The sequence below is a fragment of the Streptosporangium heterodermiicola genome, assembly GCF_051390675.1.
GTDB lineage: Bacteria > Actinomycetota > Actinomycetes > Streptosporangiales > Streptosporangiaceae > Streptosporangium.
Genome location: NZ_JBPJSR010000023.1, coordinates 11427 through 38288, shown reverse-complemented (window position 1 = coordinate 38288; position 26862 = coordinate 11427). Strand labels below are relative to the sequence as shown.

The window sequence follows — 26862 nt, the reverse complement described above, 5'->3', positions numbered from 1 at the left end:
TTCGGCCTCGGGGAGGATGTCGGCGCCTCGGTGGTCGTGCTTCGGGTGGGCCACTTCGCGCACGGTACGGAACCGGCGGTCCGCGTACGGATTCCGCCGCGCGTGTTTGACGGTTTCCTGAGGTGGCGGCGCCCTTCCCTTGAGCCGTCGCGGGCCGGGCGCGACCGCGCGTCCCGGGGAGGGGAGGGCGCACGACAGGATCGGCGGGCGTCGCCGGGACCGTCCGTCGCCAGCCCGGTTAGGTTAGGCTAACTTGAAGCGCGTGTCTCCTCCCGCAAAGAGCGCGTACCTCCCCAAACGGCTCGCCGGTCTGGGCCTGCTCGGTGCTCTGCTGCTGCTCGCCGTGCTGGCGAGCATCGTGATCGGTGCCAAGCAGATCCCGCCGGACCAGGCCCTGTCCGGGGTGTTCTCCCCGGACGGTTCGGAGAACGCCCTGATCGTCCAGGAGCTGCGGCTGCCGCGCACGCTGCTGGGGGTGACCGTCGGGGCGGCGCTCGGCCTGGCGGGCGCGCTCATGCAGGCGCTGACCCGCAACCCCCTGGCCGAACCCGGCCTGCTCGGCGTCAACGGCGGCGCCGCGATGGCGGTCGTGACCGTGATCGGCCTGTTCCGGGTGGACGACGTCCTCGTCTACGTGTGGGCGGCGTTCCTCGGGGCCGCCGGAGCCGCGCTGCTGGTCTACCTGATCGGGTCGCGCGGCCGTTCCGGCGCCACCCCCGCGCGGCTGGTCCTGGCGGGTGCCGGGATCAACGCGGTGTTCAGCTCGCTGACGGCGGGGATGATGCTGCTCAGCCCGCGCAGTTTCAACAGCTTCCGTTTCTGGCAGGTGGGCTCGCTGTCCGGGCGCGACCTCGGCGTCTTCGTCCAGATCGGGCCGTTCCTGCTGGCCGGGACGGTGCTGGCGCTCTGCCTGGCGCGCCCGCTCAACGCCCTGGCCCTGGGAGAGGACACGGGGCGGGCGCTGGGTGCCCGGCCGGGCCGGACCCGCGCGCTGGGGGCGCTCGCGGTCGTGGTGCTGTGCGGTGCCGCCACGGCGGCGGTGGGGCCGATCGCGTTCGTCGGGCTGGCGGTGCCCTTCGTGGTCAGGGCACTGGTGGGGCCCGACCAGCGCTGGGTGCTCCCGTACTCGCTGCTGCTGGCGCCGGTGCTGACGCTCGCCGCCGACGTCGCGGGACGGGTGGTCGCGGCGCCCGGCGAGCTGGAGACGGGCATCGTCACCGCGTTCCTGGGCGCTCCGCTCCTGGCACTGATGGTCCGTCGCGGAAGGGTTCCCCAGCTGTGAGCACGAGTCGTGTCCTGCGCGTCGGGACGGTGTCCCTGCGCTGGCGGCCGCGCGTCGCCGCGGCGTGCGTCGTACTGGTGGCCGTCGCGCTGGGGGCGGCCGTGTCCGTGGTCGGCAGCGGTGACTTCCCCGTCTCCGCCGCCGAGGTGCTGGGAGCGCTGACCGGGCAGGGGGACCGGGCCACGGAGTTCATCGTGCTCACGTTGCGCCTGCCCAGGGCGCTCACCGGCCTGCTCGCCGGTGCGGCGCTCGGCCTGAGCGGGGCGATCTTCCAGAGCATCACGCGCAACCCGCTGGGCAGCCCCGACATCATCGGGTTCACCACGGGGTCGGCCACCGGCGCGCTGCTGCAGATCCTCGTCGTCGGCGGCGGCACCGCCGCCATCGCGGCCAGCTCCGTCGGCGGCGCGGTGCTGACCGCGCTCGCCGTCTACCTGGTCGCCTACCGGGGCGGGGTGCACGGCTACCGGCTCGTCCTGGTCGGGGTCGCCGCGGCCGCGATGCTGGAGGCGTTCAACGCCTACCTCGTCACCCGCGCCGAGCTGCGCGAGGCGTACGAGGCGGCGTTCTGGCTCACCGGCAGCCTGAACGGCAGGGGCTGGGACCACGCGTGGCCGCTCGCCGTGGCCATGGCCGTGCTCGTACCGGTCGCGCTGGCCTTCGGGACGCGGCTGCGGATGGGCGAGCTCGGGGACGACGCGGCCCAGGCGCTCGGCGTGCCGGTGCAGCGGACGCGGGCCGCGCTCGTGGTGGTCGGGGTGGCGCTGGTGGCGGTGGCGACCGCGGCGGTGGGGCCGGTCCCGTTCGTCGCGCTGGCCGCGCCGCAGCTGGCGCGCGGGTTCACCGGCAGGCCCGGTACGCAGCTCGTACCGGCCGCGCTGATGGGCGCGGCGCTGCTCGTCGTCAGCGACCTGGTGACGCTGCGCCTGCCGGTCGCGCCGCCGGTCGGCGTGGTCACCGGGGTGCTGGGCGGCGTCTACCTGGTCTGGCTGCTGTCGACCGAGGGGAGGAGAGGGCGGGCGTGAGGGACCCGCGTTTCGCGGTGACGGTGGCGATCGAGCGGATGAAGGAGACCGCGTGTCCGGGATCGCCTTAGATGTCATGAGACGCGCGTTGACGCCCGAACGCTCCTAAATTAGGTTAGCCTTACCTGACTTAAGGGGAGCTCTGTGCTGACCAGGGAAGAACTGCACCGTTCGCTGACAGAACTGCTCGGGGAGCAGGTAGAGGCGCACGACAACCTCATCGAGCTGGGCATGGACTCGATCCAGCTGATGGGGCTCACCGGCCGCCTGCGCCGCCTCGGCGTCGAGGTCGGTTTCGCCGAACTCGCGAAGCGGCCCACGCTGGCCGAGTGGTGGGAGCTGCTCACCGAGCGCGGCGCCCTCGCGCCACAGCCGGTTCCGAGCCCAGGCCCCGGCCCTGTCGCCGGATCCGTTCCGGGCTCCGGTCTTGTTCCGGGCTCCGGCCCTGACGGCGACTCGGGCTCCGATCCTGTCTCCGGGTCCGGGTCCGTTTCCGGCTCTGGTTCTGGTTTTGGGTCCGTTTTCGGCTCCGGGTCCGTTTCTGGTTTCGGGTCCGGTTCCGATTTCGCCCCGGGCACCGGCCCCGGTACCGAACGGGTATCCGTGGAGCCGGACGGGCCGTTCCCCCTCGCGCTCATGCAGCACGCCTACTGGATCGGCCGCGACTCCGGCCAGTCGCTCGGCTCCGTCGCCGCGCACCTCTACGTGGAACTCGACGGCCGCGAGATCGACCCCGCCCGGCTGGAGGCGGCCGTCGTGGCGCTCGTCGAGCGGCATCCGATGCTGCGGGCCGCGATCTCCGACGACGGCACCCAGCGCGTCCTGCCGGAGCGGCCGGGACCGGCCGTCACGGTGCACGACCTGCGCGCCGTACCGGATCCCGGCGAGGAGCTGGAGCGGCTGCGCGCCGAGATGTCCACCCAGCGGCTCCCCATCGAGACGGGCCGGGTCTTCGACGCGCGGCTGAGCCTGCTGCCGTCCGGCGCGGCTCGGCTGCACCTGGACGTCGACATGGTCGCCGCCGACGCGATGAGCTACCGCACGATGCTGGCCGACCTCGCGGCGCTGTACGAGGGCGAGAGCCTGCCGCCGATCGGCTACAGCTACGCGCGCTATCTCGCCGCCGACCCGCGCGCCGAGGCCCGCGCCCGCGACCGGCGCTGGTGGGGCGAGCGGCTCGGCGAGCTGTCCGGGCCGCCCGAGCTGCCGGTCGTGCCGCAGCCGGGCGATCGGGTCGTCCGCAAGCACCACTGGCTCGCCCCCGAGGACAGGCGGCGGCTGGTCGCCCGCGCCCACCGCGAGGGCGTCACCCCGGCGATGGCGCTCGCCGCCGTCTTCGCCGAGGTGATGGGCGCCTGGTCGGCGACCCCGCGTTTCCTGCTGAACCTGCCGCTGTTCCACCGCGAGCCGATCCACCCCGACGTGGACGCCCTGGTCGGCGACTTCACCGGTTCCATCCTGCTGGAGGCCGACCTGTCGCGGGAGCTGCCGTTCACCGAGCGCGCCCGTGAGCTGCAGGCGCTGCTGCACACGGCCGGGGAGCACAGCGACTACTCCGGCCTGGAGGTGCTGCGCGACCTGTCGCGGGCGCGGGGCGAGCAGGTGCTCGCGCCGATCGTCTACACCAGCGCGCTCAATCTCGGCGAGCTGTTCGGCGACCGGGCGCGGCGCAGCTTCGGGGAGCCGGGGTGGATCATCTCCCAGGGTCCGCAGGTGCTGCTCGACGCCCAGGTCACCGAGGTCTCCGGCGGGCTGCTGCTGAACTGGGACGTGCGCGACCCCGCGTTCCCCGAGGGCGTCGCCGACGCGATGTTCGCCGCCTACACGGGCGCGATCACCCGCCTGGGCGCGGCGGACGCCGACTGGGCCGAACCGCTGCGGATCGGCGCCTCGCCGCACCAGCTGCGCCTGCGGCACGAGCTCAACGCCCAGCCGGCGCCGCCCGCGCGGACGCTGCACGAGGAGTTCTTCGCGCGGGCCCGGAGCACCCCCGGCCTCCCGGCGCTGCACTGGGGCACCGGCGACGACGGCACCGAGGGCACGCTCACGTATGGGGAACTGGCCGACCGTGCCCTGCGCGTCGCCGCCCATCTCGTGGAGCTGGCGGTACGGCCCGGAGACCGGGTCTCCGTCGAGCTGCCCAAGGGGCCCGACCAGGCCGTGGCGGTGCTCGGCGTGCTGGCGGCCGGGGCCGCGTACGTGCCCGTCGGGGCGGGACAGCCCGCCGCCCGGCGGGAGAGGATCCTCAAGACGGCCGGGGTCGCGGTCTCGCTCACCTCGGCCGTGACGCACCCCGCGCCGCTGGACGGGCCGGTGCCCGTCCCCCCCGACCAGGTCGGCTACGTGCTGTTCACCTCGGGCTCCACCGGGGAGCCCAAGGGCGTCGAGGTCTCGCACCGGGCCGCGATGAACACGATCGGCGACCTGGTCGAACGGTTCTCGATCGGCGAGGCGGACGTGTCGCTCGCCGTGTCGGCCCTCGACTTCGACCTGTCGGTGTTCGACCTGTTCGCGCTCTGGTCTCGCGGGGGCGCCGTGGCGATCCCCCTGGAGGACGACCGGCGCGACGCCACCCGCTGGGCCGAACTGGCCGAGCGCTGGTCGGTGACCGTGCTGAACTGCGTTCCCTCGGTGCTGGAGATGCTGTTGCGGACGGGCCCCGCGCCCAGCCTGCGGCTGGTCCTGCTCGGCGGCGACTGGGTCGGCACGCACCTGCCCGCGCTGCTGCGGGAACGCTCGCCGGGGGCCAGGTTCGTCGCGCTCGGCGGTACGACGGAGACCGCCATCCACTCGACCGTCATCGAGGTCGACGGCGAGGTGCCCGCCGACTGGACGGCGGTCCCGTACGGCGTCCCGCTGCGCGGGGTGGCCTGCCGGGTCGTGGACGAGGCCGGGCGCGACCGCCCCGACTGGGCGCAGGGCGAGCTGTGGATCGGCGGCGCGGGCGTCGCGGACGGCTACTGCGGCGACGCCGAGCGCACCGCCGACCGGTTCGTCGTCCACGAGGGCACCCGCTGGTACCGGACCGGGGACATGGCCAGGTACCGTCCCGACGGGACGCTGGAGTTCCTCGGGCGGCGCGACCACCAGGTGAAGGTGCGCGGGTTCCGGATCGAGCTCGGCGAGGTCGAGACCGCGCTGGAGAACCACCCCCGGGTGCGCCGCGCCGTCGGCCTGCTCGCCGACTCGCGGCTGGCCGCCGCGGTCGTCCTCACCGAGAAGGCGGGGGAGGCCGGGGCGGAGGAGACCGGGACGGAGGAGCTGCTCGCCCACGTACGGGAGCTGCTGCCCCCGCACATGGTCCCCGACCTGCTGGTGACCCTGGACGCGCTGCCGCTCACCGCGAACAACAAGGTGGACCGCAAGGCGCTCGCCGCCCTCGTCGCCGCGGCGGCCGGGGAGACGGGCGCGCCCTACACCGCCCCGGGCAGCGCGCTGGAGCGGGTGCTGGCCCGGGTCGTCGGCCAGGTGCTCGGCGTGCCGAGGGTCGGCGCGCACGACGACATCTTCGCGCTCGGTGGCGACTCGGTGCTGGCCACCACCGTCATCGCGCGGCTGCGCGAGGCGCTCGACGCCTCCTCGCTCCCGCTGCGGGCGCTGTTCACCGAGCGGACCGTGTCACGCGTCGCCCACCGGTTCGCCGAGGTGGAGGAGACCCCCGGCAGGCTGGAGGCGGTCGCCGGGATCTGGCTCATGGTCGAGGGCATGTCCGAGGACGAGCTCACCGAGCGCCTGGGCGCGGGGGAGCCCGGCTAGCGGTACCCGGGGCGGCCCGTGACGTCCCCGGCGGAGCGCGGCCGTCCGCGTCTCCGCCGGTGCCGGGCTCGTCCGCACCCGGGACGGAACGCCGGCGTACCTTCGGCTGCGAGAACCGGCTTTCGTCACGGGTCCGTGCCGCGACCGGAACGTCACCGCCACCGGCCTTATTCGCAATGGAGTTTCGGTCTCGTCGAAAGCCGCGCCAAAACGCTCAAACGGCAAAAGTGCGGGCCCCAACTCTGACGTACTCCGCCCCCGCTCCCTTCTCTCCGGCCAATGATCAATGATCACTGATCAAGAAAGACGTTTTGTGGAATCCGTACTCGGACCGGTTTCCATCTGTCGCCGAAAAACAAAAACGAATGGTTATATTTCCGTGTCATAACCGCGTGTACTCGAACACGGCCGTGTGCGTCAGATTGGAGGTCACATCGTATTCAGCAGGAGCAGATCATGTTGCGATGTCCTACGGCGAGAACGGTCCAGTTCGTGCTTGCCGCGGTCCTGCTCGCGGGCTGCGGCTCCAACGTGGGGGCTTCACCGGACGACCCCAACGAGACCGCCACGTCGACACGGGAGAACGGGGGACAGGGCGAAGGACAGGGCGAGGGACAGGGCGAGGGACAGGGCGAAGGGCGGAACGGGGGACGGGGCGGCGGGCAGGGCAAGGACCAGAACGGGGGCCAGGGTCAGGGGCGGAACGGGGGCGGCGGGCAGAACGGGGGCGAGGGGGGCGGTAATCAGGAGGACAAGAAGAAATACTACGAGGTGGGAGGGCCGACCCTGGACGGCTCGTACCCCGCGATATTCGGGGACTTCGAACTGTCGCCGTCCTCCCAATGCCTGGCCGTGAGCAACAGCCGGCATCCTCGGCCTGTGCGTATCACCGGCGTGGCGATCAGTCAGCGCCCCTCCTCGCCGAAGGCCTTCTTTCTCGGCCCACCCGCGAACGGCTCGTCCTGCGGGAGCGCGGCCACGTCGGACGGGGGCCGGAGTTTGGGACCGTGCGCGGGCGCGGAACTCCCTCCCTCCACGGAAGAAGGGGCATATTGTGAACTCTGGGTGCAATTGCTGCAGGTTGCACCTTTGGATTACTACGGCACCGTCACCATGACAGTGGAGTCGGATTGTGTGGCCATCCAAGGAGGCGGCCCATTCTGCGAACTGCTCGACGAGTCCGCGAACCCCTCCGCCGAACATCCGGCCGCCATCAAGAAACCGTTTGTCGCCGGGCTGCGGGTGTGCCTCGCCGCGCCGCGTCCCGTCAAGTCCACCCCGAGGGATCCCGGCGTGACCTGCGACGAACTCCGTAGCCAGAGCGAGGAGGAGGAGCCCCCGGAATCCCCTTCTCCGACGCCCACCCCCGAGCCCCGGGACTCGGAGACCCCGACCGAGCCGACGACCTCCGAGGCCCCGGACTCGGAGACTCCAACCCCGGAGACCTCGACCTCGGAGGACCCGCCCTCGAAGGACCCGGCCCCGGAGGTTCCGGCCTCGGAGGACCCGGCCGAGCCGCCCCCCTCGGAGGCCACGCAATCGGGCGAGTCGTGAGCCGCAGGCGGCGCGGCACCGTCAGAGGTGATTCCCGGCCCGTCCGGCGGAGGCCCCCCGTAGAGGCCCCTGTAGAGGCCCCCGCGAGCGAAACCCCGCCGGACGGGCCGGCGTCCTGGGAACGCTTCAACCAGATCGCCCAGATCGTGGCGCCCACCACGCTCATCACCGCGCTCATGATCTACTACGGTTACGTGGCGACCCGGGGACGGTTCTGGTATTTCGGCATCGACCTGGAAGCCATGGACCTCACCGTGCAGGAGCTGATCCTCTACGGCACCGAGACCATCTGGCTTCCCCTGGCCGCCGTGCTCCTGCTCATCCTGGCCTTCGCCGGCATCCACATGCTGCACCTGCGGTTGATCGAATCGGGGAGCCGGCCGCGGCTGTTGCGGGCCGCCGGGGCCGTCACGCTGGCGGGCGGGGTGGCGCTGATCGTCCGCGCGGCGGTCGGGGTGGTCGTGCCGGAGGTGGCGAGGGAGGAGTCCGCCGGAGTCACCCCGCTCTCCCTCAGCATGGGTGCCCTGCTGGCGGCCTACGGCGGATACGTCCTGGTCAAAAGCTGGAACCGGCCGCGCTGGGTGAACATTCTGGCGATCCTCGCCACTTCGGGGCTCATCATGGCGGGTGCGGTCTGGGCCACCAACAGTTTCGCCTGGGCCTTCGGCGTGGGCAGGGCGGTGAGCATCACGCAGAGGCTGGAGGCGTATCCCGAAGTGGTCATCGACACCGCCGAACGGCTGGAGATCCTGGCAGGCCCCGTGAGGATGCAGCCGCTTCCCGGGCCGAAGGGGCGGAAACTCAAGTACCGCTACCGTGGCATGCGACTGCTGACCGAGGCCGGCGGCCGGCTCTTCCTCGTCCCCGGGCGCTGGACCTCGTCCTCCGGCACCCTCGTGCTCCCCTACAACGCGGACATCAGGATCCAGTTCCTGCCGCTGCCGTGAAGCGCTCGGCGGCGATGACGAGAGGCTCGTGGTCCCTCGTGGGGCGCGAAAGAGCCGGGGTGGCGGGGAGTCAGCGTGTGGGGGCGAGTCTCAGTACCGCCTTGGCGCGGGAGAGCGACACCACTCGTATGCCGATGCCGTTGACCGACCCCGTCGAGCGGAGGCCGAGCACCGCCTGCGAGGTCACGCCGGGCCCGGTGGCCCGCACCCGCACGGAGGCGCGGTTGAAGGAGATGGACAGCCGGGTGACGCCGAACCGGGGGCTCACCTTGAACCGCGCCGTCTTCGAGAGGGTGAGCTTGCACCTCCCGTCGTAGCAGGCGCGGAGGTTCGGCTTGGCCGCGTTCGCCGCCGGGGCGGCGGCCGGCACCGTCGCGGGCGCGACGGCGCGCGTCTCCGCCGACGCCGGGCTCGACTGTGCCGGTGACGTGCCGCCGGTCAGGGCGGCGAGCAGCAGGAGGGCAACGGTCGTCCGAGCCATGTTCTTCCTCTCGTCGTTCCTCCGGACTCCTCCCGTGGCGGGCGATGGCTCGCCGGCCGGGCGTCGCCGGTGGTCGTACGTCGACATGGGTATGACGGGTTTGCTGTCACTCCTCACCATCTGACAGAGGCGGCCGTTTTTCCAGCCGTTTCCTCACACGGCCTTCGCCGCTTTCGCCGGATCGATCAGGCCTCCTGAGGCTCGGCGTCCCGCGGTTCGGCGGCCAGGGTGGCGCCGCGCAGGCCGGTGAGGGTGAGGGCGAGTGCCAGGGCGAGGGCGGCGCTGGCCGCGCCGTACACGACGATCGCGGTGCCGGGCGCCAGGTAGCGGCCGAGCGCGCCCGCGCCGAGCGCGCCGACGGCCTCGCCGCCGGTCTCCTGGGCGGCCCACAGCGCGTTCACCCGGCCGAGGTAGCCGTCGGGGGTGTGCGCCTGGATGAGGCCGTAGCGCAGGATCTCCTCGATGGACGCGACGAGGCCGTAGCCGAAGAGGATCGCGACGGCGAGCGCGGGATGGGTCGCGAGCCCGAGGCAGGCGAGGAGCGCGAAGCCGCAGACCGACGCGACGAGCAGAGCCCTGCCCGGCGCGCGCGAGCGCCCGGCCCAGCCGCTGGTGACCGAGCCGAGCACCGCGCCGCAGGCGGGCGCGGCGTAGAGCAGGCCGATCGTGGCCGGGCCGCCGCCCAGCCGCAGGGTCGCGAACGCGGGCATGAGCACCGGGATGCCGCCCGCCACCATGTACAGCAGGCCGAGCAGCATGAGCGAGCCGACCACGCGGTGCGAGGCCACGAACCGCAGTCCCGAGGCGATCGCCCGCAGCGGGTTCTCGGTGACCTGGGCGACCGGTTCCAGGGCGGGCAGCCTCGTCAGCAGGCCGAGGGTGGCGAGCGTTCCCGCGGCCGCGGCCGCGTAGTTCCAGCCGACGCCGAACGCCGACACGGTCAGGCCGCCGAGCGCGGGGGAGAGCATCGAGCCGAGCCGTACGGTCAGCGCGTTGATCGCGCCCGCCGCGACCAGCTTGTCCGGGGGGACGAGGGCGGGGGTCGCGGCCAGCAGCGCGGTGACGCTGACGCCGGTCGCCAGCCCGTCCCAGGCGGCGAGCACGTAGATCGCCGCCAGCGAGGGGGAGGGCAGGAAGGCGTTCAGCGTCAGCAGCGCGAAGCCGAGCCCGGCCGCGGTGCGCGCGACCAGCATCAACCGGCGCCGGTCGTGCCGGTCGGCCAGCACGCCGCCCCACAGGAACCCCGCGAGCAGCGCGAACCCCTCGGCCGAGGAGACCGCGCCGACGTGCACGGTCGAACCGGTCATCGCGTAGACCTGCACGGGCACCGCGACCATCAGCATGCCGATGCCGAAGACCGACACGGTGCGCGCCACGAACACGTCACGGAAGGCCCTGCTGGTCCGGAGCGGGCTGATGTCCATGGCCAGACGGCGCAGCATCTTCGGGGTTCTCCTCGACAGGCAGAGTGGATAAGGTGAGGCTTACCTTAGTTGACCTCAGGGAAAGAGGACAGACCAGTGCAGCGGGTCCTTATGAACGGAAAAATCCACCGTGCCACCGTGACCCAAGCGGACCTGCACTACGTGGGTTCCCTGACGATCGACGCCGAGCTGATGGCCGCCGCCAACATCGTCGAGGGCGAGCAGGTCCACGTCGTCGACATCGACAACGGCGCCCGCCTGGTCACCTACGCGATCACCGGTGAGGCGGGCAGCGGGGTCATCGGCGTCAACGGCGCGGCGGCCCACCTGGTCCACCCCGGACATCTGGTCATCATCATCTCGTACGGGAACTTCGACGACGCGGAGGCGGAGGCACACCTGCCCAGCGTCGTCCACGTGGACGGTGCCAACCGCGTCGTCGCGCTCGGCACCGACCCGGCCGAGCCGGTCGCGGGCGCGGTGGCCCAGATCGCGGGGCGGTGAGAGCCGTGGAGGGATTCACCCCCTGGCCGGAGGAGTTCGCGGCGCGCTACCTGGCCGAGGGCTACTGGAGCGACCGGCTGCTCGGTGACGTGCTGCGCGGGGGCGACCCCGGGCGGACCGCGCTCGTGGCCGGGGACGAGCGGCTGACCTACGCCGAGCTGGACAGCCGCGCCGAGCGCGCCGCCGCCGGTTTCGCGCGGCTGGGCATCCGGCGCGGCGACCGCGTCGTGGTGCAGCTGCCCAACACCGCCTCCTTCGTCGTCGTCTTCCTCGCCCTGGTCAGGATCGGCGCCGCCCCGGTGCTCGCCCTGCCCGCGCACCGCAGCAGTGAGATCGGCTACCTGTGCGAGCTGAGCGAGGCGAGGGCGTACGTCATCCCCGACGTGTACGGCGGGTTCGACTACCGCGACCTGGCCCGCTCGCTGGCCGTGGAGCACGTCGTGGTGGACGGGGACGCCCAGGAGTTCACCGCCCTCGCGGACCTCGACCCCGACCCCGGTTCCGTGGTCTACGAGCGGCCGGATCCGGCCGACGTGGGGGTGTTCCTGCTCTCCGGCGGCACCACCGGGCTGCCGAAGCTGATCCCGCGCACCCACCGCGACTACGTGTACAACCTGGAGGCCAGCGCCGAGGTCTGCGGTTTCGACCGCGAGACGGTCTACCTCGTGGTGCTCCCGGTCGCGCACAACTTCGCGCTCGCCTGCCCGGGGGTGCTGGGGGTGTTCGCCAAGGGCGGCACCGTCGTCCTGTCGCCCTCCGGGTCACCCGACGAGGCGTTCCCCCTCATCGAGCGGGAACGCGCGACGGTGTGCGCGGTGGTGCCGCCCATCGCGCTGCTCTGGCTGGAGGCGGCGTCCTGGTCGGAGGAGGACCTGTCGTCGCTCCGGCTGCTGCAGGTGGGCGGGGCCAAGTTCGCCGCCGAGCGGGCCGCGCAGGTTCCCGGCGTGCTGGGCTGCGCGGTGCAGCAGGTGCTGGGCATGGCCGAGGGGCTGCTCAACTACACCCGGCTGGACGACCCCCGCGAGCTGGTCGACACCACGCAGGGCAGGCCGCTGTCCCCGGCCGACGAGATCCTCGTCGTCGACTCCGACGGTGCCGAGGTCGCTCCCGGCGAGGTCGGCGAGCTGCTCACCCGAGGTCCGTACACCCTGCGCGGTTACTACCGCGCGCCGGAGCACAACGCGCGGTCCTTCACCCCCGACGGCTTCTACCGGACCGGGGACCTGGTGCGGGAGCTCCCCTCCGGCCACCTCGTCGTGGAGGGCCGCGACAAGGACCAGATCAACCGGGGCGGCGACAAGATCTCCGCCGAGGAGCTGGAGAACCACCTGCTGGCCCACCCGGCGGTGCACGACGCCGCCGTGGTCGGCACCCCCGACCCGGTGATGGGGGAGCGGACCTGCGCCTTCCTGATCGTCCGGGACCAGGCGCCGACCCTCAGGGAGATCAAGCGGTTCCTCAAGGAGCGCGGCGTGGCGGGCTACAAGTGGCCCGACCGCGTCGAGCTGGTCGAGACCTTCCCCCGCACACCGGTCGGCAAGATCAGCAAGAAGGAGCTCGCCGCGAGCCTGCGCTGAGCGCCTTCACGCGCGAGGCTCACGCACGAGAGGCTCGCGGGTGCCGCGGTGGATGATGCCGTACGCCCCCGCGGGCCTCCCGCGCGTGGCGGCGGGTGCCGCGCGTCCCCGCGCGGAGGGCACGCGGTTCCCGGGCACTTCGTGAGCACCTCGCGGGCACCTCGTGAGCGCGGTGTGAGACACCGGCGCCCTCACGCGCGGGGAAGGCGCGTGAGGGCGGACGGTGGGGTGGTGTTCTCTCCGGGGCTCAGAGCCTCAAGACCTCGTAGCCTTGGGGCTCGGCCCTCAGGTGCGCGGGACCACGTACGGCGCGATGCTGGAGAGCTTCTCGCAGGTCTCCTCGTACTCCCGCTCGGGCGTCGAGCCGGACACGATTCCGGCGCCGGCCCGCAGCCAGGCCCGGCCGTTCTCGCTGTAGATGGCGCGCAGCACCAGGGCTGCGTCCATCGCGCCGTCCTGGGAGACGGCGAGGACGGCTCCGGCGTACAGGCCCCTGGGCTCCTCCAGCCGGGCGATCGCGTCGATCGCGCCCGCCTTGGGGATGCCGGAGGCGGTAACGCCGGGGAAGAGCGCGTCGAGCGCGTCCCAGCCGGTGCGGCCGGGGGGCAGCTCGCCGCTCACGCTCGATCCCAGGTGCTGCACGCTGCCGCGCTCCTTCACCGTCATGAAACCGGTGACCCGGACCGTGCCGGGCGCGCACACCCGGTACAGCTCGTCCTGCGAGGCGCGTACGGAGACCGCGTGCTCGAAGATCTCCTTGGGGTCGTTCTCCAGCTCGCGGCGGGTCTCCGAGTCCACCTCCTCGCCCCGGCCGAAGGCCCGGGTGCCGGCGAGCGGCTGGGTCATCACCGTGCCGTGCTCGTCGACGCTCACCAGCACCTCGGGACTGAACCCGGCGGCCTGGAAGCCGTCCAGGTCGAGGAGGAAGGAGCGGGCCGGGGTGTTGGCGGCCCGGCCGCACGCGTACGTCGCGACGACGTCGACGGGGAACGGGATCGGCAGCCGCCGGGAGACGATGACCTTCTCGTAGAGCCCGGCGTCGATCTCGGAGATCGCCTGGGCGACCCGCGACCGGTAGAGGTCGCCGCCGGGGCGCACGTCGACCGGTGACGGCGCCGGTGCGGGTTTCCTGGGGACGCCCCGGCCGGACAGCAGCTCGGCGACCCGCTCGGCCTCGGCGGCGTTCACGCTCGTCACCAGCGCGCGTCCCGCCTCGACGCGTACCTCGGTGCGCGGTACGACCAGGTGGGCGAGCCTGCCCGCCGGGGTGAGCGCGGCGAACTCGAACGCGATCCAGCCGTAGGCGTTCCAGACCGGCCACGGGGCGGCCCGCAACGCGGCCTCCAGCGCCTCGGCCGGACGGCCGGACCACGGCTCGTCCACCGCGTTCACCGAGCCGAGCGCGTTCACCGAGCCGAGCGCGTTCACCGAGCCGAGCGAGTGCGACGCGTTGAGCGAGTGAGACGCGTTGAGCGAGTCGAGCGAGGCGAGCGACTCCAGGGACTCCAGCGAGTCCACCGAGGTCGCGGCGGACAGGGCGGCCCCGTCCAGCCAGCGGCTGCGCACGACTCCGGGTTCGAGGATCACCTCGCCCGCCACTCCGCCCGCGAAGGTCCACAGGCCCGGTCGCTCGTACACGGTGTAGTCGTCGAACAGCCCGGACCCCGCCAGGAGGGTGACCAGACGCAACGGGTCGACCGCGCCCTCGACCGCTATCTCCGTGCGCATCTCGTCCGTGCGGACACCAAAGGACAACGAACCCACCCCTCTGCGAAACCGGACAATACCGATCAATTTAGGTAAGGCTAACCTTGTGTCGATTTAAGAGGCAAGGCTAACCTAAGTCTTGATCGGGACAGAGTGCCCGACTTCGGCCCCGAAGGAAGAGTTGAGCGTGCGGGAACAGCAGCAGGACGTCGCACGGCGGCGCGAACTGATGCGGCGGATGATGGCCGAGGCGGGGCTCGGCCTCGACAGGGACCGCATCACACCACGCCGCTCGGGAGGCCCGGCCCCGCTGTCCTACGCGCAGCAGAGCATGTGGCTGCACCACCGGACGTTCCCCTCCAGCCCCGCCTACAACGTGTGCCTGCTGGTACGCATGTCGGGCGCGCTCGACCCCGAGGCGCTGCGCGAGGCGCTGCGGGCCCTCCTGCGCAGGCACGCGGTGCTGCGCACCGTCTACGACGAGAACGACGAGGGGACGCCGTTCCAGCACGTCGTCGCCGACGACTCCCTCGACCTGCCGGTGCGCGACTGCGCCGAGGCCGACGCCGAGGCGTACGCCACGCGGTTCGCGGCGCTCCCCTTCGACCTGCGCGCCGAGCGGCCGATCCGGCTGGAACTGCTCCGGCTCGGCGACGGCAAAGGCGGCGAAGACAGCGAAGACAGCGAAGACAGCGAAGGCGGCGAAGACAGCGAAGGCGGCGAAAACGACAAATACGCCCTGGTCCTCGTCGTGCACCACATCGCCTGGGACGGCATGACCTGGGGCTCGCTGTCGCGCGACCTGTCGGCCCTGTACCGCGCCGCCGTCTCCGGCGAGCCGGACGGCCTGCCCACGCTGACCGTCCACTATCCCGACTTCGCCGCCTGGGAGCAGAACCGCCCGCACCCGGCGGAGGAGATGGACTACTGGCGGGGGCGCCTCGACCCGCCGCCCGCGCCCCTGGACCTGCCCGCCGACCGCCCGCGCGGCGCGACCGCGTCCGAGCGGGGCGGGCGCAGGGCCCGCCGCTTCGACGACGCCGTCACCGCCGGGATGCGGGAGCTCGCCGCGAAGGAGAACCTCACCCCGTACATGGTGATGCTCGCCGCGCACGCGGTCCTCCTGCACCGCTACACCGGCGCGACCGACATCGCGATCGGCTCGGCCGTGATGAACCGCGAGCACACCGAGATCGAGCGGCTGGCCGGGAACTTCGGCAACACCCTCGTGCTGCGCACCGACCTGTCCGGCGCGCCCACCTTCCGCGAGGTCCTGCGCCGGGTCCGCGACACCTGCACCGAGGGGTTCGCGAACCGGACGCTGTCCTACGACAGGATCGTGCAGGAGCTGCGGCCCGCCCGCAGGCGCGGCGGCTCGCCGTTCTTCGACACCATGCTGCTCTTCCTCGCCCAGGAGATCGGCGAGCTGGACCTGCCCGGCGTCACCACGAGCTGGACGCACATCCACAACGGCACCACCCACTTCGACCTCTCGCTGGAGGCCTTCGTCCGGCCCCAGGGGATGACCGTCGAGGCCACCTTCCGGCGCGAGCTCTTCGACGACGAGCGCGTCGACGCCCTCCTCGCGCACCTGGAGAAGCTGCTCGGCGACGCGGTGAGCCGCCCGGACCTGCGGATCGCCGACCTGCAGCTGCTCGGCGCGGCCGAGTCCGCCCTGCTCGCGGAGTGGAACGACACCTCGGTGCCCGTCCCGGACACGACGGTGACCTCGCTGTTCGAGGAGCAGGCCGCCCGCACCCCCGGCGCGGTCGCGGTCGACGGCGCGGGCGGGGTCACGCTCACCTACGCCGAACTGGACCTGCGGGCCTCGGCCCTCGCCCGGACGCTGCGCGGGCGCGGCGCGGGACCCGGCCGGGTCGTCGCGCTCGCCCTGCCCCGCACCCCCGACCTGGTGGTCGCGCTGCTCGCCGTGCTGAAGTCGGGCGCCGCCTACCTGCCGCTGGACCTCGACCACCCGGCCGACCGGCTCGCGTACATGATCGGGGACGCGGCCCCGCTCTGCGTGATCGCGACCCCGGAGACCGCCGCCCTCCTTCCCCCGGGGACCGAGACGCTGACCCCGGAGACCGCCGCACTCCTCCCGCCCGGGACCGAGACGCTGACCCCGGGCGACACGTCCCCCGGCGCGGACGAGTCGCACCCGGTCAGGGGCGGCGACCTGGCGTACGTCATCTACACCTCGGGCTCGACCGGCCGCCCCAAGGGCGTGGCCGTCCCGCACTCCGCGCTCACCGCCTTCCTCGTCACCATGAGGGAGCGCCTCGCCCTGGGCGCCGGGGACCGGCTCGTCGCGGTGACCACGATCGCGTTCGACATCGCCGCGCTGGAGCTGTACGTGCCGCTGATCGGCGGCGCGACCGTCGTGCTCGCCGGGCGCGAGACCGTGCGCGAACCGGCGGCGCTGGGCGCGCTGCTCGCCGGGGCGACCGTCGTCCAGGGCACCCCGTCGCTGCTGGGCTCGCTGGACCCGGCCGCGCTGCGCGGGCTGCGGGTGCTCGTCGGCGGCGAGGCCCTCCCGGCCGCGCTCGCCGGGACCCTGCACGCGGTGGCGGCGTCGGCCGTCAACGTGTACGGGCCGACCGAGGCGACGATCTGGGCGACCTCCGCCGAGCTGCCGTCGTCCGGGATCGGCACGCCGTTCCCCAACACCCGCGCGTACGTCCTGGACGCCGCGCTGCGCCCCGCCCCGGTCGGCGTCCCCGGCGAGCTCTACCTCGCGGGGACGCAGCTGGCGCGCGGCTACGCGGGCAGGCCCGGCCTGACCGCGGAACGCTTCGTCGCCGACCCCTTCGGCCCTCCCGGCGAGCGCATGTACCGCACCGGCGACCTGGCCAGGTGGGGCCGCGACGGGACGCTGGAGTACCTGGGGCGCACCGACGACCAGGTGAAGATCCGCGGGTTCCGCATCGAGCCCGCAGAGGTGCAGGCCGTGCTCGCCGCCTGCCCCGGCGTCGCCCAGGTCGCCGTCGTGGTCCGCGAGGACACACCGGGCGAGAAGCGGCTGGTCGCGTACGTCGTGCCGGACGGCGACCTCGACGAGGCGGACCTGCGGGCGAAGGCGGCGGAATCGCTGCCCGAGTACATGCTTCCCGCAGCGACGGTCCTGCTCGGCGCGCTGCCGCGTACCGTCAACGGCAAGCTCGACCGGGCCGCGCTGCCCGCGCCCGAGGTCCAGGTGTCGAGCCGGGGGCCGCGCGACGACCGCGAGGCGGCGCTGTGCGCGGTCTTCGCCGAGACGCTCGGCCTGGACGCGGTGGGCATCGACGACGACTTCTTCGCCCTGGGCGGCCACTCCCTGCTCGCCACCCGCCTCGCCGGGCGGGTGCGCGCCGCGCTCGACGCCGAGCTCACCATCGCCGACGTCTTCGAGGCGCCCACGGTCGCCACGCTGGCGCCCAGGCTGGTGCGGGGCACCCGGCCGAGGGTCCGCGACGTGACCAGGCCCGCGATCGTGCCCGCCTCGCCCGCCCAGCGCGGCTTCTGGTTCGAGGAACGCCTGCGCGGCCCCTCGGCTGCCGACGCGCTCCCGCTCGGCCTGCGGCTGTACGGGCCGGTCGACGTCGACGCGTTGCGTACCGCGTTCGGTGACGTCGTCACCCGGCACGAGGCGCTGCGCACCCTGCTGGAGGAGGGCCCCGACGGGCTGCCGGTCCAGCGCGTCCTCGACACCGGCGAGGCCGCCTTCGACGTGGTGGACGCGCGTGGCTGGCCGGAGGAACGGCTGCGCGAGGCCGAGACGAGAGCCGCCTCGCACGTCTTCGACCTCGGGGCCGACCTGCCCATCCGGGCGACCCTGCTGCGGGTGGCCGCCGAGGAGGCGGAGGAGTCGGTGCTCGTCGTGCTCCAGCACCACGCCGCCGCCGACGAGTGGTCGTTCACCCCGCTGCTCGCCGACCTGTCGCGCGCCTACACCGCCCGCGCCACGGGCACCGCGCCGGACTGGGCGCCGCTGCCCGTGCGGTACGCCGACTACGCCGTCTGGCGGGGCGAGTCCCCGGCCCCCGCGAACCAGCTCGACTTCTGGGAGCGGACGCTGCGCGGGCTGCCCGAGGAGAGCGCGCCGCCGGCCGACCGGCCCCGTCCCGCCGAGGCGAGCCACCGGGGCGGGCTGGCGCCGTTCCGGCTGCCGCTGACCGGGGCGCGACGGCTCGCCCTGGAGACCGGCACCAGCGTCTTCATGGTCCTGCACGCCGCCGTCGCCGCGCTCCTGCACCGGGCCGGAGCGGGCGACGACGTGGCGCTCGGCTCGCCCATCGCGGGCCGCCCCGACGAGGACCTCGCGGACCTGGTCGGCGTGTTCGTCAACCTCGTCGTGCTGCGCACCGACCTGACCGGCGACCCCACCTTCACCGAGCTCCTGGAGCGGGTCCGCCACACCGACCTGGCCGCGTTCTCCAACGCGGACGTGCCGTTCGAGCAGGTCGTGGAGCGGCTCGCCCCCGAGCGCTCGCTCGCCCGCAGCCCGCTGTTCCAGGTGATGATCGTCCACCAGCGGCTGGAGGACGTGCGGCTGCGGCTGCCCGGCGTGCGCGCCGAGCCGTTCCTGCCCGAGACCGGCGGCGTCAAGTTCGACCTGGACATCTACTTCGCCGAGGGGGAGGAGCTGATCGAGGGGTTCGTCGCCTACGCCACGGACCTCTTCGACGCCGAGACCGTCACCGGCATGCTCGCCGAGCTCGGCGAGCTGCTCGACCGGGCCACCGAGGACCCGGCGCGGCGCCTGTCGTCGCTCGGCACCCCGTCCCAGGGGCTCGCGCGGCCCGACACCGCCCGCGCGTTCGCCCCGCTCACTGTCGCCCAGCGGATCGAGGCGCAGGTGGCGCGCACCCCGCATGCCACGGCCGTCGTCTCCGACAGCGTCTCCGGCATCGTTTCCGGGAACGGCTCCGGCGTCGTTTCCAGTGACGGTGACGGCTCCGGCGTCGGCGGGCTCACGCTCAGCTACGCGGAGCTGGACGAGCGCGCCGAGGCTCTCGCCGACCGGCTCGCGGCGGCGGGAGCGGGTCCCGAGGAGATCGTCGCGATCGCGCTGCCCCGCTCGGCCGAGCTCGTCGTGGCCCTGTTCGCCGTGCTCAAGACCGGCGCGGCCTACCTGCCGATCGACACGACCTACCCGCGCTCCAGGATCGACCTGATGCTCGACACCGCCAGGCCGCTGCTGGTCCTCGGCGTGGACGAGCCGCCGCGCGACGCCCCGCCCCGCGCCGACGTCGAGATCAGCCCCGACCATCCCGCGTACGTGATCTTCACCTCCGGGTCCACCGGGACTCCCAAGGCCGTCGTCGGCACCCAGCGGGCGCTCGCCAACCGGCTCGCCTGGGGCGCGGACCTCGCCCCCACCGGCGTACGGGTCGCCAAGAGCTCACCGGCCTTCATCGACGGCAGCACCGAGCTGCTCGGCGGCCTCGTCGCCGGTGACACCGTCGTCGTCGCGGACGACGACACCGCCACCGACGCGCTCGCCCTGGCCGGGCTGATCCGCCGCCACGACGTGAACCTGGTGACGGTCGTGCCGAGCCTGCTGGCCGCGCTCGTGGAGACCTCTCGGAGCGGGGACAACGAGGAGACCGGGAAGCCCGGAAAGCTCGGTTCGGTCACCACGTGGGTGAGCAGCGGCGAGGCCCTGCCCGCCGCCCTCGCCGCGCGGGTCCCCGCCCGCCTGGTCAACCTGTACGGCTGCTCCGAGGCGGCCGGGGACAGCCTGATCGCCGAGGGCGCCGGAGGACTGGTCCCGATCGCCAACACCGTGGCGTACGTCCTGGACGCCGGGCTCCGCGAGGTCCCGGTCGGCGAGCTCTACCTCGCCGGGGACGGCCTGGCGCGCGGGTATCTCGGCGACCCGGCCCGCACCGCCGAGCGGTTCGTGGCCAGCCCCTTCGGCCCGCCGGGATCGCGGCTCTACCGCACCGGCGACCGGGTGCGCCGCCGCCGCGACGGCTCGCTGGAGTTCCTGGGCCGGGCCGACGACCAGGTGAAGATCCGCGGCTTCCGCATCGAGCCGGGAGAGGTCGAGGCGGTGCTCGCCGCGCAGCCGGGCGTGCGCCAGGCGGCCGTGGCGGCCCGCTCGGGACCGCGCCTCGTCGGCTACGTCGTGGGCGACCCCGGCCTCGACCCGGGCCTCGATCTCGACGCGCTCCGGGCCCGGCTCGGCGAGATCCTGCCCGACTATCTCGTCCCCTCCGTGCTCGTCGGCCTCGACGAGCTGCCGCGCACTCCCAACGGCAAGCTCGACCGGCGCGCGCTGCCCGAGCCCGCCGTCCGCGAGGGCCGGGCACCGCGGACCGACGCCGAACGCGCCATCGCCGGGCTCGTCGCCGAGACCCTCGGGCGGGACGGCGTCAACGCCGACGACGACTTCTTCCGCACCGGCGGCGACAGCATCAGCGCGGCCCTGCTCGTGGGACGCGCCCGCCGCGCGGGCTTCCCCTTCGCCGTCCGCGACGTCTTCCGGCTGCGTACCGTCGAGGCCCTCGCCAAGGTCGCGGCCGTCCCCGGCGAGATCCTCTCCAGTGAGAGCGGTGGTGCGGGGGAGCGGGCCGAGCTGCCGCTGTCGCCGCTGCAGGAGGGCCTGCTCTTCCACCTGATGCTCGCCGGTGAGGACCGCGACATCTACGTCCAGCAGGCCGTGGTGACCCTGGCCGGGCCCGTCGACCCCGACCGGCTGGCCGGGGCCGCACGCGAGGTGCTGCTGAGGTTCCCCAACCTGCGCGCCGGGTTCCGCACCGACGGCGGCCGTACCGTGCAGTTCGTCCCCGAGGACTTCGAGGTCGACTGGACCTACGCGGAGACCGGTGGCCCGGAGGCGCTGGAGGCGTTCGTCGAGGCCCAGCGCGCCCGGCCGTTCGTCCCCGACGAGCCGCCGCTGATCCGCTTCGCGCTGGCCAGGGTGGGCGACGACGACTTCCGGCTGGTGCTCACCTCCGAGCTGATCCTGCTGGACGGCTGGTCGGGCGGCCTGCTCGTCACCTCGCTGCTGGAGTCCTACACCGACGCCGCCACCGAGCGGGCCCGGCCCGTCGTCCCCTTCCACGCCTACCTCGACTGGGTGACCGGCCAGGACCGGCAGGCCACGATCAAGACGTGGGGCCGCAGCCTGGACGGGCTCGACGAGCCGACCCTGCTCAAGCCGGAGCTGGCCGACCGCCCCGCCGACCTCGCCACCGCCGGGGAGATCCACCGCGCGTTGCCCGATGACCTCGCCACCCGGCTCGGGGCCCTCGCCCGCGAGTCGGGCCTCACCCTCGGCACCCTGTACGAGAGCGCCTGGGGACTGCTCCTGGCGGGTCTCACCGGCCGCGACGACGTGGTCTTCGGCGTCTCGGTGTCCGGCCGCCACCCCGACGTCGACGGCGTCGAGTCCGTCGTCGGCCTGCTGTTCAACACCGTCCCGGTCCGGGTGCGCGCCTCGGCGGCCGACCCGCTGCGCACCGTCCTGGAGCGGGTGCAGACGTTCCAGTCGGAGCTGTTCGACCACTCCTACGTCGCGCTCGCCGACGTGCAGCGGGTGACGGGCCTGGGCACCCTGTTCGACACCCTCTTCGTGTTCCAGAACTTCCCCGGCATGCCCACCGGGCGCGGTTTCGGCCCCGGCGGCGACGTGCGGGTGACCGGCCGCCAGGTGCGCGACGCGACCCACTACCCGGTCACCATGGTCGTCGAGCCCGGCGCGGGCCTGCGCGTCATGTACCGGGGCGACGCCTTCACCGAGGCAGAGGCCGAACGGCTCACCGACCGGTACGTGCGCGTCCTGGAGACCCTCGCCACCGCGCCCGACACCCCCTGTCACCGGCTCGACCTGCTCCTGCCCGACGAGCACGAGGGGTTGCGCCGCGACTGGGCCGAGGCCGAGCGGTTCGTCCCCGATCTCACCATCGCCGAGCTGCTCGCCGAGCAGGCCGCCCGCACCCCGGACGAGCTCGCCCTGGTCTCCCAGCCGGACACGCGGCTCACCTACGCCGAGCTGGACGCGGCCGTCAACCGACTGGCCCGGCTGCTGAAGGCGCACGGAGCCGGGCCCGAGCGCGTGGTCGCCCTCGCGCTGCCCCGTTCCGCCGAGATGGTCGTCGCGCTGTTCGCGGTGCTCAGGACGGGCGCCGCCTACCTTCCCCTGGAGCTGGACTACCCGGCCGACCGGCTCGACTTCATGCTGGCCGACGCCGCCCCCATCTGCCTGGTCTCGCACCGAGACATCGCCGCCGGGCTGGCGAACCCGGGCGCGGAGATCCCGCTCGACGACCCCGCCGTACGGGAGACGCTGGCGGGCCTGCCCGGAACCGGGCTGACGGCCGAGGAGCTGCCGGGCTTCGGCAGGGACGTGCCGGGACGGCTGGAGCACCCGGCGTACGTGATCTACACCTCCGGGTCGACCGGCCGTCCCAAGGGCGTGGTCACGCCCTACCGGGGCCTGACCAACATGCAGTTCAACCACCGGGCCAACATCTTCGACCCGGTGGTGGCGTCCGCCGGGCGGCGGCTGCGGATCGCGCACACCGTGTCGTTCTCCTTCGACATGTCGTGGGAGGAACTGCTCTGGCTCATCGAGGGCCACGAGGTGCACGTCTGCGACGAGGAGCTGCGGCGCGACGCCGAAGCGCTCACCGAGTATCTGCGGCGCCACCGGATCGACGTCATCAACGTGACGCCGACCTACGCGCAGCAGCTGCTGGAGGAGGGGCTGCTCGACGGCGAGCACCGGCCGCCGCTCGTGCTGCTGGGCGGCGAGGCCGTCCCGGCGGCCGTGTGGGACCGGCTCGCGGAGGCCGAGGGGGTGCTGGGCTACAACCTCTACGGGCCGACCGAGTACACCATCAACACGCTGGGCGGCGGTACCGAGGACAGCGCCACGCCCACGGTCGGCAAGCCGATCTGGAACACCCGGGGCTACGTGCTCGACGGCTGGCTGCGCCCGGTACCGCCCGGTTCGCCGGGAGAGCTCTACATCGCCGGGGCCGGTCTGGCCCGGGGCTACCTCGACCGGCCGGGCCTGACCGCCGAGCGGTTCGTCGCCGACCCGTTCGGCGGCGGCCGGATGTACCGCACCGGCGACCTCGTACGGGTCCGCCAGGACGGCAACATCGACTTCCTCGGCCGTACCGACGAGCAGGTGAAGATCCGCGGTTACCGGGTCGAGCTGGAGGAGGTCGAGACCGCGCTGGCCGCCGAGCCCGGGGTGGGACAGGCCGCCGTCGTCGCCGTCGGCACCGAGGTGCCCGGGGTGAAGCGCCTCATCGGCTACGTGGTGCCCGACGGCGCCGCGCGGCCCGACGCCGAGCGCGAGCACCTGGCCGAGTGGCGGCAGATCTACGACGCCGAGTACACCGAGATCGGCACCGCCGTGCACACCGAGGACTTCGCGGGCTGGGACAGCAGCTACGACGGGTCGCCCATCCCGCTGGAGCACATGCGCGAGTGGCGCGAGACCACCGTGGCCCGCGTCGAGGCCCTCAAGCCCCGGCGGGTGCTGGAGATCGGCGTCGGCACCGGCCTGCTGCTGTCGCGGCTCGCCCCCGGCCGCGACGAGTACTGGGGCACCGACTTCGCCGCCCCCGTCATCGCCAAGCTGCGGGCCGACCTCGGCCCCGACTCGCCGGTGCGCCTGAGCTGCCAGCCCGCGCACGACACCACCGGCCTGCCCGCCGGGCACTTCGACACGATCGTGGTCAACTCGGTGGTCCAGTACTTCCCGAGCGCCGCGTACCTCGCCGACGTGATCGCCGCCGCGATGGACCTGCTCGCCCCCGGCGGCGCGCTCTTCGTCGGCGACGTGCGCGACCTGCGGTCGGTGCGCCTCCTGCACGCGGCGATCCAGCTCGGCAGAGGCGGGAACAGTGGCGGGAACGGCGGCGGTGACGACGACGGCACCGGTACGGCGGCGATCGACCGGGCCGTGCGGATGGAGAAGGAACTCCTGCTCGACCCCGCGTTCTTCGCCTCCCTCGGCCTGGCCGCGCGGGTGGAGGTCCGCACCAAGCGGGGCGTCCACCACAACGAGCTCAGCAGGCACCGCTACGACGTGACCCTCTGGAAGTCACCTGTGGCGCAGCTCGCCGAGACCACGGTCGTGGACTGGGCCGGGCCGGACGACCTGGCGGCCCGCCTGTCTGCCCGCTCCGGGCCGCTGCGGGTGCGCGCCGTCCCCGACCCCAGGCTGTCGGCCGAGCTCGCCGCGCTGCGCGCGCTGGAGGGCGGCGCCTCCCACCGGGAGGCGCGCGAGCTGCTGCGGGCACCGGCGGAGGGCATCGAGCCCGAGCCGCTGTACGCGCTCGACCCCGGCGTGGTGACCACCCCCTCCGACGAGGTCGGCCACTACGACGCCGTCTTCGGCGGCGGGGCCGCCTTCCTCCCGGCGGACCCGGACCGCAGGCCCGCGTCGTACGCGAACAACCCGGCGGCGGCCCGCGACCACGGGGCGCTCGCCGCGCGGGTGCGCGAGGGGCTGAAGAAGCGGCTGCCCGGCTACATGGTGCCGAGCGCGGTCGTCACGCTGGACGCGCTGCCGCTCACCGTCAACGGCAAGCTGGACCGGCGGGCGCTGCCCGCCCCCGACCGGCAGGGCGGTCCGCGCGGGTCGGGGCGCGCCGCCAGGACGGCGGTGGAACACCTGCTGTGCACCCTGTTCGGAGAGGTGCTCGACGTCTCCGGCGTCGGCATCGACGACGACTTCTTCGACCTGGGCGGGCACTCGCTGCTCGCGACCCGGCTGGTCGGCCGGGTACGCGCGGTGTTGCGCACCGAGCTCGCGATCCGCGACCTGTTCGAGGCGCCGAACGTCGCCGAGCTGGCCACCCGGCTGCACGACAGGGCCGGGGTCGCGCTCAGGCCCCCGCTGGCGCCCAGGGAAAGGCCCGAGCGCGTCCCGCTGTCGTACGCGCAGCGCAGGCTCTGGCTGATCGACCAGATCCTGCGCGAGGACGACGGCCCCCGCGAGGCGTACCACCTGCCGCTCGCCGTACACCTGAGCGGCGCGCTGGACGTGGACGCGCTGCGGGCCGCGATCGGCGACGTGACGGCGAGGCACGAGAGCCTGCGTACCGTCTTCGCCGAGCACGAGGGGGTGCCCTACCAGCGCATCCTTCCGCCGGAGGAGGTACGTCCGGTCCTGGAGATCACCACCCGCACGCCCGGGGAGGTGATCGCGCGGCCGTTCGACCTCGCCACCGAGATCCCGCTGAGGGTCGCGCTCATCCCGGAGGGGGAGGACGAGCACCTGCTGCTCGCCGTGTTCCACCACATCGCGTTCGACGAGTGGTCCTTCGGGCCGTTCGCCAGGGACGTGGCGCACGCCTACGCGGCCCGGCTGGACGGCGCTCGGGCCGGGACGCCGGACGGAGCCCCGGAAGGGACGCCTGGCGGGGAGCCGGACGGGACGCCGGGTGGCGCGCCGGAGTGGAAGCCGCCGGCCGTGCAGTACGCCGACTACACGCTCTGGCAGCGTGAGCTGCTCGGCGACCCCGTCGACCCGGGCAGCCTGCACGCCCGCCAGCTCGCCTACTGGGCCAAGGCGCTGTCGGGCATGCCGGAGGAGATCCCGCTGCCGGTGGACCGGCCCAGGCCGACCACCGTCGGCCAGCGCGGCGGGACCACGACCTGGGAGCTGCCCGCTCCGCTGGTCGGGCGGCTCCGCGGGCTGGCGCGGGGTGCCCAGGCGAGCATGTTCATGGTCTGCCAGAGCGCGGTCGCCGCGCTGCTGCACCGCACCGGCGCGGGGGAGGACATCCCGCTGGGCAGCCCCGTCGCGGGCCGTACCGACGAGGCGGCCGGCGACCTGGTCGGCTTCTTCGTCAACACGCTCGTGCTGCGCGCCGACACCTCGGGGGACCCCTCCTTCGCCGAGCTGCTCGCCCGGGTCCGTGACACCGACCTGGCCGGTCTCGCCAACCAGGACCTGCCGTTCGAGGCGCTCGTCGAGGCGCTGCGGCCCTCCCGGGTGCCGGGCAGGAACCCGCTGTTCCAGGTGATGGTCGGCTACGAGAACCAGGCCATGGGCGACGTCCGCTTCCCCGGGCTGCGGCAGCGGGAGGCGCTCTTCAGCCCGCCCGCGGCGAAGTTCGACCTCGACTTCATCTTCCGGGAGCGTGGGGAGGAGCTCCATCTCATCGTCGACTACTCGGCCGACCTGTTCGACCCGGCCACGATCGACACGATGATCGGGGCGCTCGTCGGCGTGCTGGAGGCCGTCGCGGCCGACCCCGAGGCGCGCCTGAGCGACCTGCCCGTCACGCTCAAGGCCCGTACGGTCACCGGGACCAGCGCGGGAACCGGTGCGACCCGGCGCGACGGCGACCGCGAGGCGATGCTCTGCCGGGCGTTCGCCGAGGTCCTGGAGGTGGACGCGGTCGGCCCGCACGACAACTTCTTCGACCTGGGCGGGCACTCGCTGCTCGTCATGCAGCTGGTGCGCCGCATCCGCCGAGAGCCGGGCGGTGCCGGAGTGAAGGTCGCGACACTCATGACGGCACAAACCGTGGCAGAACTCGTGAACCACCTGGAATGAGGCGCTTCACACAACAGCCAAAGATTGTTAGGTTAGGTGAGCCTAACCTAAAACTGAGAGCCCTCCCCGGGCTTTGGAAGGACATCCACAC

At 73.4% G+C, this 26862-nt stretch carries 11 protein-coding genes; 8 read left to right on the top strand and 3 right to left on the bottom strand.

Features of this window, described 5'->3' with window-relative positions:
- Positions 1-262 precede the first annotated feature (262 nt).
- The 5 genes from ACSC1Q_RS35220 to ACSC1Q_RS35200 all read left to right on the top strand — a co-directional run bounded on the left by ACSC1Q_RS35220 (position 263) and on the right by ACSC1Q_RS35200 (position 8564).
- Positions 263-1282, top strand: coding sequence for a FecCD family ABC transporter permease (locus ACSC1Q_RS35220; protein WP_436763049.1), 1020 nt, complete (start codon positions 263-265; stop codon positions 1280-1282).
- On the top strand, positions 1279-2307 hold the full coding sequence (locus ACSC1Q_RS35215) for a FecCD family ABC transporter permease (RefSeq protein WP_436763048.1): 1029 nt from the start codon (positions 1279-1281) through the stop codon (positions 2305-2307). Before ACSC1Q_RS35220 ends, ACSC1Q_RS35215 begins: the two co-directional genes overlap by 4 nt.
- Before the next feature lie 144 nt (positions 2308-2451).
- A complete protein-coding gene (locus ACSC1Q_RS35210) occupies positions 2452-6063 on the top strand; it encodes a non-ribosomal peptide synthetase (protein WP_436763047.1) in 3612 nt (1203 codons plus the stop codon).
- Positions 6064-7197: 1134 nt separating this feature from the next.
- The gene (locus ACSC1Q_RS35205; protein WP_436763046.1) at positions 7198-7617 is read left to right on the top strand and encodes a hypothetical protein; all 420 of its coding nucleotides are present in this window, start codon (positions 7198-7200) and stop codon (positions 7615-7617) included.
- 146 nt (positions 7618-7763) lie between these two features.
- Positions 7764-8564: a hypothetical protein gene (locus ACSC1Q_RS35200; RefSeq protein ID WP_436763045.1), complete on the top strand. Its 801-nt coding sequence runs from the start codon at positions 7764-7766 to the stop codon at positions 8562-8564.
- A gap of 70 nt (positions 8565-8634) precedes the next feature.
- On the opposite strand, the gene ACSC1Q_RS35195 is transcribed toward ACSC1Q_RS35200, so the two are convergent.
- Positions 8635-9045: a hypothetical protein gene (locus ACSC1Q_RS35195; protein ID WP_436763044.1), complete on the bottom strand. Its 411-nt coding sequence runs from the start codon at positions 9043-9045 to the stop codon at positions 8635-8637.
- Positions 9046-9230: 185 nt separating this feature from the next.
- Positions 9231-10487, bottom strand: coding sequence for an enterobactin transporter EntS (entS, locus tag ACSC1Q_RS35190; RefSeq protein ID WP_436763043.1), 1257 nt, complete (start codon positions 10485-10487; stop codon positions 9231-9233).
- 78 nt (positions 10488-10565) lie between these two features.
- Here entS and panD point away from each other — a divergent pair, with 78 nt between their 5' ends.
- Complete coding sequence (panD, locus tag ACSC1Q_RS35185) at positions 10566-10973, top strand: aspartate 1-decarboxylase (RefSeq protein ID WP_436763042.1); 408 nt, start codon at positions 10566-10568, stop codon at positions 10971-10973.
- A 5-nt stretch (positions 10974-10978) separates the two neighbouring features.
- Entirely contained in the window at positions 10979-12550 is a 1572-nt protein-coding gene (locus tag ACSC1Q_RS35180; protein ID WP_436763041.1) for a (2,3-dihydroxybenzoyl)adenylate synthase, read from the top strand.
- 285 nt (positions 12551-12835) lie between these two features.
- Here ACSC1Q_RS35180 and ACSC1Q_RS35175 read toward each other — a convergent pair whose 3' ends face one another.
- Entirely contained in the window at positions 12836-14305 is a 1470-nt protein-coding gene (locus tag ACSC1Q_RS35175; protein WP_436763040.1) for a salicylate synthase, read from the bottom strand.
- A 139-nt stretch (positions 14306-14444) separates the two neighbouring features.
- On the opposite strand from ACSC1Q_RS35175, the gene ACSC1Q_RS35170 reads away from it, so the two are divergent.
- A complete protein-coding gene (locus ACSC1Q_RS35170) occupies positions 14445-26771 on the top strand; it encodes a non-ribosomal peptide synthetase (RefSeq protein ID WP_436763039.1) in 12327 nt (4108 codons plus the stop codon).
- Positions 26772-26862: the final 91 nt, after the last annotated feature.